General features: G+C 68.7%; 6 protein-coding genes. 2 read left to right on the top strand and 4 right to left on the bottom strand.

The window, feature by feature from the left end:
• The 4 genes from WCJ52_RS10855 to WCJ52_RS10840 form a co-directional block, all read right to left on the bottom strand.
• A partial coding sequence (locus tag WCJ52_RS10855) for a site-specific DNA-methyltransferase (RefSeq protein WP_336903325.1) occupies window positions 1-661 on the bottom strand: 661 nt, incomplete at its 3' end.
• A 101-nt stretch (window positions 662-762) separates the two neighbouring features.
• Window positions 763-1,380 (bottom strand): ribonuclease HII, encoded by a 618-nt coding sequence (locus WCJ52_RS10850; RefSeq protein ID WP_336903324.1) that lies wholly within the window; start codon window positions 1,378-1,380, stop codon window positions 763-765.
• Window positions 1,377-1,967, bottom strand: a complete 591-nt coding sequence (locus tag WCJ52_RS10845; protein ID WP_336903323.1) for a DNA-3-methyladenine glycosylase I — start codon at window positions 1,965-1,967, stop codon at window positions 1,377-1,379. Before WCJ52_RS10845 ends, WCJ52_RS10850 begins: the two co-directional genes overlap by 4 nt.
• 48 nt (window positions 1,968-2,015) lie before the next feature.
• On the bottom strand, window positions 2,016-2,807 hold the full coding sequence (locus WCJ52_RS10840) for a folate-binding protein (RefSeq protein WP_336903322.1): 792 nt from the start codon (window positions 2,805-2,807) through the stop codon (window positions 2,016-2,018).
• Here WCJ52_RS10840 and WCJ52_RS10835 point away from each other — a divergent pair.
• Window positions 2,806-3,831, top strand: coding sequence for a glycosyltransferase family 9 protein (locus tag WCJ52_RS10835; RefSeq protein ID WP_336903321.1), 1,026 nt, complete (start codon window positions 2,806-2,808; stop codon window positions 3,829-3,831). The two genes, WCJ52_RS10840 and WCJ52_RS10835, sit on opposite strands and share 2 nt — an antisense overlap.
• A 201-nt stretch (window positions 3,832-4,032) precedes the next feature.
• The coding region (locus WCJ52_RS10830; protein ID WP_336903320.1) for a filamentous hemagglutinin N-terminal domain-containing protein at window positions 4,033-6,143 on the top strand (2,111 nt) is incomplete at its 3' end.

Raw genomic sequence — 6,143 nt, 5'->3', positions numbered from 1 at the left:
TCGTGCCCGTACCGAAGAAGGGATCAAGAACGATATCGCCGGGCTTGGTCGAGGCTAACAGGACCCGGTGCAGCAGGGCCTCGGGCTTCTGGGTGGGGTGGGCCTTGGCGCCGGTCTCGTCCTTTAGCCGCTCTTCTCCGGTGCAGAGGGGAAAGGTCCAGTCCGAACGCATCTGAAGTTCGTCGTTCGCCATCTTCATGGCGTCATAGTTGAAGGTGTAGCGCTTGGCACCCCGGCCCTTGGCCGCCCAGATCAGGGTTTCATGGGCATTGGTGAAGCGCGTGCCCTTGAAGTTCGGCATGGGGTTGGTCTTGCGCCAGACCACGTCGTTCAGGATCCAGAAGCCCAGGTCCTGAAGCACCGTCCCGACCCGGAAGATGTTGTGGTAGCTGCCGATCACCCAGAGGGCACCGTCGTCCTTCAGCACGCGCCGGCACTCCGTCAGCCAGGCCCGGGTGAAGGCGTCGTAGGCGGCAAAGCTTTCGAACTGATCCCAGTCGTCATCGACGGCGTCCACGCGGGAATTGTCCGGCCGTAGGAGGTCGCCGCCCAACTGGAGGTTGTAGGGCGGATCAGCGAAGACCAGGTTCACTGATCGGTCGGGGAGGCCCTTCAGGACTTCGATACAGTCGCCCTGGAGAATGGTGTCGGCCTGGATAATGGAATTGGGGGTCACGCCCAGCCCTTTGTGCTCGCAAACCGGATTCGGAATCCTCGCTGTGCGTGGTTGAGGCTTCGTTTACAAACACGGTAAATGTAGCGTTAACCCGTTGAATTCAATAGCGCCCGGATCGGAGCCCAGCTCATCCGGTGTGCGGGGCAGGGTCCCAGCCGCTGCAGGGCCTCCACGTGAACGGGCGCATGGTAGCCCTTGTGGGCTGCGAAACCATAGCCCGGCCAGGCCTGATCCAGCTCGACCATCACCCGGTCCCGGGCGGTCTTGGCCAGGATGGAGGCGGCAGCGATCGAGGCGGACAGGCTGTCGCCCCTGACCACCGGCCGCACGGGCGCTGGCAGGTCGAAGCGGTAGGATCCATCGACAAGGATGAAGGCCGGCGCCACCGCCAGGGCCTCCACCGCCCGCCGCATGGCCAGGCCGGTGGCCTGGAGGATGTTGAGCTCGGCGATCTCCTCGACGCTGGCGAAGCCGACCCCCCAGGCCAGGGCGCTGGCCTTGATCTCGACCTCCAGGGCTTGGCGACGGCGCTCGCTGAGCTTTTTGGAGTCGTTCAGGCCCTCAGGCGTGCGGGCCGGGTCGAGGATGACGGCAGCGGCGCTGACCGGGCCGGCCCAGGGACCCCGACCGGCCTCGTCCACGCCGCAGACGGGCCAGGGATGGTCCGCCTCAAGGCTGAGGTCCGGACCCTTGCGGGACGTCACCGGCCCATCTCCAGGACGGGTCCGTGGCGGTGGCAGGTCACCAGGTGGTCGTTGACCATGCCCACGGCCTGCATGAAGGCATAGACGATGACCGGCCCGACGAACCGGAAGCCCCTGGCCCTCAGGGCGGCGGCGATCTCCCGGCTGAGGGGAGTCTCGGCGGGCACGTCCTGGGGGCCTTCAGCGAAGGTCTGGATCGGTCGTCCACCGGTGAAACCCCAGAGGAAGTCCGAGAAATCCACCCCGGCCTCTCGCATGTCGACGAAGATCCGGGCGCTCGAGATGGCGGCGTCGATCTTGGCGGCGGACCGGACGATGCCCGCATCAGCCAGGAGCCGGGCCCGGTCGGTCTCGCCAAAGCGCGCCACGATCTCGGGATCGAAACCTGCGAAGGCGGTGCGGAAGCCCTCGCGCTTCCGTAGGATCGTGATCCAGGCGAGGCCGGCCTGGAAGCCGTCGAGGACCAGCTTTTCCCAGAGCGCCTCGGAGCTGCGTTCCGGCACACCCCAGTCCTGGTCGTGGTAGGCCTCGTACAGCGGATCCCCCGCCATACCGCGCCAGCTGCAACGAATCAGACCGTCAGACATGCCGCCACCGTCGCAGCGCCAGCCTGCCAGCAGCAAGGTGAAGCGGCTTCAGGGCGTCGCCCCGGGTACCGGATCGGCCCGGACGGGTCTGCCGTCCACAGTCAGGTCGCCGTCAATGCGGTCCAGCCGCAGGAGGGCCAGGGCCAGGCCGTCGACGCCCGAGCGAACCTCGCCCGCTCGCAGGTCGCCGCGCAGGACCTCGGCACCCCGAGGGGGCGGTGGGCCTTCGAAACGCAGGGGCAGGAGGCGGGTACGGACCTGCCCCCGGCGCTTCATCCGGGATGTCGTCTCCTGCCCCACGAAGCAGCCCTTGGCGAAGTCGATCCCGCCGACCAGGTCGAAGTTGAGTTCGATGGGATAGTCCCGGTCGAAGTCGAAATCCTCGGCGTCGCCGATCCCGAACTCCAGACGCCGGCGGCGCCAGTCTTCCTGGCCCACGGTCGCCTCGGGCACCGGGTCCGGCCCCCAGGCCCGGAAGGCCAGACCGGGTCGGCGGGGATCGGCGACCCAGTCCGGGCCAGGTGCATCCGGCCAGGCGACCCAGGCCTCCGCGTCCAGAGGCTGGATCTCAACCTTGGCCCTGAGTTTGTAGATCCGCAGCCGGGCGAGCATGTCGTCCCGGCGCGCAGCCTCGACCTCCAGCCAGATCGCCTCTGGCCGGCCGATGACGAGGAGGTCGAAGAGCAGCCGGCCCTGTGGCGCCAGCAGGGCACCGTAGCGCACCTCCCCCGGGGCGAGGGTCTCGACGTCCTGGCTGAGGAGGCCCTGCAGGAAGCTGGTGCGGTCTGGACCCGACACCTCGACCAGGGCCCTGTGGGCAAGGTGGACGCAGAATGTCATGGCGGGAAACCTCCGGCGGCTGGAGCCTTCCATAGCCTGGGACTATTTGTCTGCAATGTCGCCTCCGCCCTTTCCGATTCTCTTCATAACCGCCACGCGGATCGGCGACGCCGTCCTGTCCTCGGGTCTGATCCGAAGGCTCTCCGAGGAAATACCGGGCGCCCGGTTCACCATCGTGGCCGGACCGGCGGCTGCGCCCCTGTTCGAGGACGTCCCGGGCCTGGAGACCCTGATCCCTTTTGAGAAGTCCCGGGACGGTGGGCACTGGTTGCGGCTCTGGAATACGGTCAGGCGGAAGTCCTGGGGCCTTGTGGTGGACCTCCGGGGATCCGCCATCAGCAGCCTGCTCAATCGTCGGAAGCGGGCCGTTTACCACCGGGTCGCCGGACCGATCGTCCACAAGGTCATCGAGGCCGCCCGGGTCCTGGGCCTCCAGGACGATCCGCCTGCGCCCTACATCTACGTCGGCGAGGCCGCAGCCCGCCGGGCGGCCGAGTTGGTGGCCGGGCAGGGGCCGATCCTCGCCCTCGGTCCCGCTGCGAACTGGGTCGGCAAGACCTGGCCCGTCGAGCGGTTCGCCCAGGTCGCCATCCAGCTGCTCGGGGCCGGCGGACCCCTGGAGGGCGGCCGGCTCCTGATCGCCGGCGGTCCCCAGGACGCCAGCGTCCTGCCAACCCTTCGTGCGGTCGTGCCCCGGGCGCGCTTGATAGACCTGGTCGGCAAGGCAGACCTGGTCACCCTTCACGCCGCCCTCGGGTCTGCGCGTCTCTTCATTGGAAATGATTCCGGCCTGATGCATCTCGCCGCCGCCTCCGGCGCCCCGACCCTGGGGCTTTTCGGGCCATCGGACGCGCGGGCCTACGCCCCCTGGGGGCAGAAGGGCCGGGTCCTCAGGGGGCCCCGCACCCTCGACCAGATCCAAACCCTGGATCCGGACCTCAATCAGGCGATTTGTCACATGATGGACCTGTCGGTCGAAAGCGTGACCGTCGCGGCCCGCCGTTTGGTTTCCGAGACCGCTTGACGGTTCTCCCGCCGCCCACCGGGAAGCCCAACGCCCCCTGGTTCCCCAGGACGGCAAGGCGGAGACATGCGACAGGAAATGCAACCTAAGGGTTCGTTAACTATTTACATTTCGTAGAAATTGAGGATTCGGAGGGCATTGGTGAAGCGCCAAAGCCGCGGGATTGCAGGCGGAGGCTAGTTTCTAAGGTAGCGTGCGGCAGTGGCAGTTCAGCTTTACGGGTCCGGATCGTCCGGTGAGGACGTTGAGACGACTGCGCTCGCGCTGAGGCCTGCCCGCTCGCTAACACCCCCCCGTTACCATAAACTGAAATCCTTTCTTCTCGCTGGCGTCTTCGCGGGCCTCGCGGGCAGCGCCCTCGCCGAAGGGTCTCCCGAGCTTCCGACGGACGGCGCTTTTGCGGCAGGCTCCGGGGTCATAGGCCCGCCCATTGCCGGAAACCTGCAGGTCCAGCAGACCTCCGCCCGCGGGATCATCGACTGGCGGACCTTCTCCATCGGGCAGGGCGGCGCAGTCTCGATCCTCAATGGCCAGGGCGCCACCCTGAACCGGGTGACCAGCGGCCAGCTGTCGGTGATCCGCGGGACGCTCAGCGCCACAGGCTCGGTCTACCTGGTGAATCCCCAGGGCGTGGTGGTCAGCGGCGAGGGGCGCATCCTTGCCGGCGGCGCCATCGGCCTCCTGACACGCGATATCTCGAACACCGACTTCCTCGCCGGCGGTCCGTTCACGGCCCGGGGACAGACGGACGCCGGGGTGGTTAACCTTGGTAGGATCATCTCCCGCGACGGCGACGTCTTCCTGGTGGGCGCCTCGGTGCTCAACGACGGGGAAATCTCTGCGGGATCCGGCCTTGCCGGCCTGGCCGCCGCGGACACGGTCGTCATTGCGCCTGGCCAGGGCATCCGCGGGCTCTATGTCGCGGCAGGCTCAGGCGGCAACGGCGACGTCACGGTCTCTGGCCGGATCGACGCCGCGGCCGCAGCGCTCCAGTCCGCCGGGGGCGACGTCTACGTCCTGGCCGGCAACCGCGCGGGAACCGTTCAGGCCACCGGCGTCAGCCAGTCCGGCGGCGAGGTCTGGTTGTCCGCTCCCGAGGGCGAGGTCCGTGTCGACGGCGGTGTCCGCTCGACGAAGGGCGAGGCCGGCGGCGACATCACCCTGTCCGGGCGCAAGGTCACGGTGGGCGGCTCGGCCGTCCTGGACGCCACCGGGAATTCGGGCGGGAACGTCCTCGTCGGCGTCACGGCACCCGCGACAGGCCTGTCGGACGTGACCACCATCGCCTCGGGCGCCCGCATCCTTGCCGGCGGTCCCACAGGCGGCGGGCGGGTGGAGACCTCCGGCCACCTGATGATCATCGGCGACGCGGTCATTCGCGCCGGTGAGGGCGGCCGCTGGCTGGTGGACCCCGTCGACCTGACGATCGACGCCCCCGCCGCCTCGACCATCGCTTCGGCGCTAAACGCCGGCACCAATGTCATTCAGCAGACGACCGCCACGGGCGCCGTCGGCGTGGGCTCACAGGCGATCGGCCCGGGCGACATCATCGTCGCCGCGGCCATCAACTGGACAGGCTCCGGCTCCCTGACCCTCGACGCCTACCGGGACGTCCTGGTCAACGCCGCGATCAGCGGGACGGGGACCGGCGGACTGACCCTGCTGGCGGGCGGCGGCATATCGACCACTGCGGCCGTGACCGCCTCCACATTGAACCTGACCGCGACGACCGGCGGGATCTCGACGTCTGCGGCGGGCGCCCTGACCGGCCCCAACGGCATCACCCTGACGGCGGCTCAGGCCATCAGCCTCGGCGGCGCCGTGTCCAACCTCACCAGCGGCCAGCTGCTGGTTAACGGAGCGACGGGCGTCACCCTCTCCGGCGCCGTCAATGCCCGCGCGGTCACGGTCAACGCGAATGGCGGAACCCTGGCCACCGGGGGCTCCGCTACGATTACCGGCACCAACGGCGTGACGCTCTATGGGTCGCAGGGCGTAACGCTTGGAGCGGCCGTTACAAATACGCAGGCCGGTTCGGGCAGCCTTTCGATCGTCAGCGGCGGGGCGATCTCTGCCCCCGTCGCCCTGGTCGGGCGAGCGGTCAACCTCCAGGCCAACGGCGGCTCCCTGACGGCGGCAAGCGTGAATTCCTCGACGGCGGGCGCCGTCAACATCACGGCCCGGGACTCCGTCTCGCTGTCCTCGACCCTTACCGCCCAGGGCGCCCTTACCGTGACCGGGGGCCAGGGCGTGGGCCTGGCTGCCGTCACCGGGTCCTCCACGGTCAACCTGACCGCCAATGGCGGTGCCCT

Origin of the sequence: Phenylobacterium sp., assembly GCF_037138395.1 — a bacterium.
In the GTDB taxonomy this organism is placed as follows: domain Bacteria; phylum Pseudomonadota; class Alphaproteobacteria; order Caulobacterales; family Caulobacteraceae; genus Phenylobacterium.
This window is presented reverse-complemented; position numbering and strand designations above follow the sequence as displayed.

Coding starts and splice junctions, on each gene's coding strand:
- WCJ52_RS10845 (WP_336903323.1), bottom strand. CDS start 1,967: ATGTCTGACGGTCTGATTCGTTGCAGCTGGCGCGGTATGGCGGGGGAT.
- WCJ52_RS10835 (WP_336903321.1), top strand. CDS start 2,806: ATGGCGGGAAACCTCCGGCGGCTGGAGCCTTCCATAGCCTGGGACTAT.
- WCJ52_RS10840 (WP_336903322.1), bottom strand. CDS start 2,807: ATGACATTCTGCGTCCACCTTGCCCACAGGGCCCTGGTCGAGGTGTCG.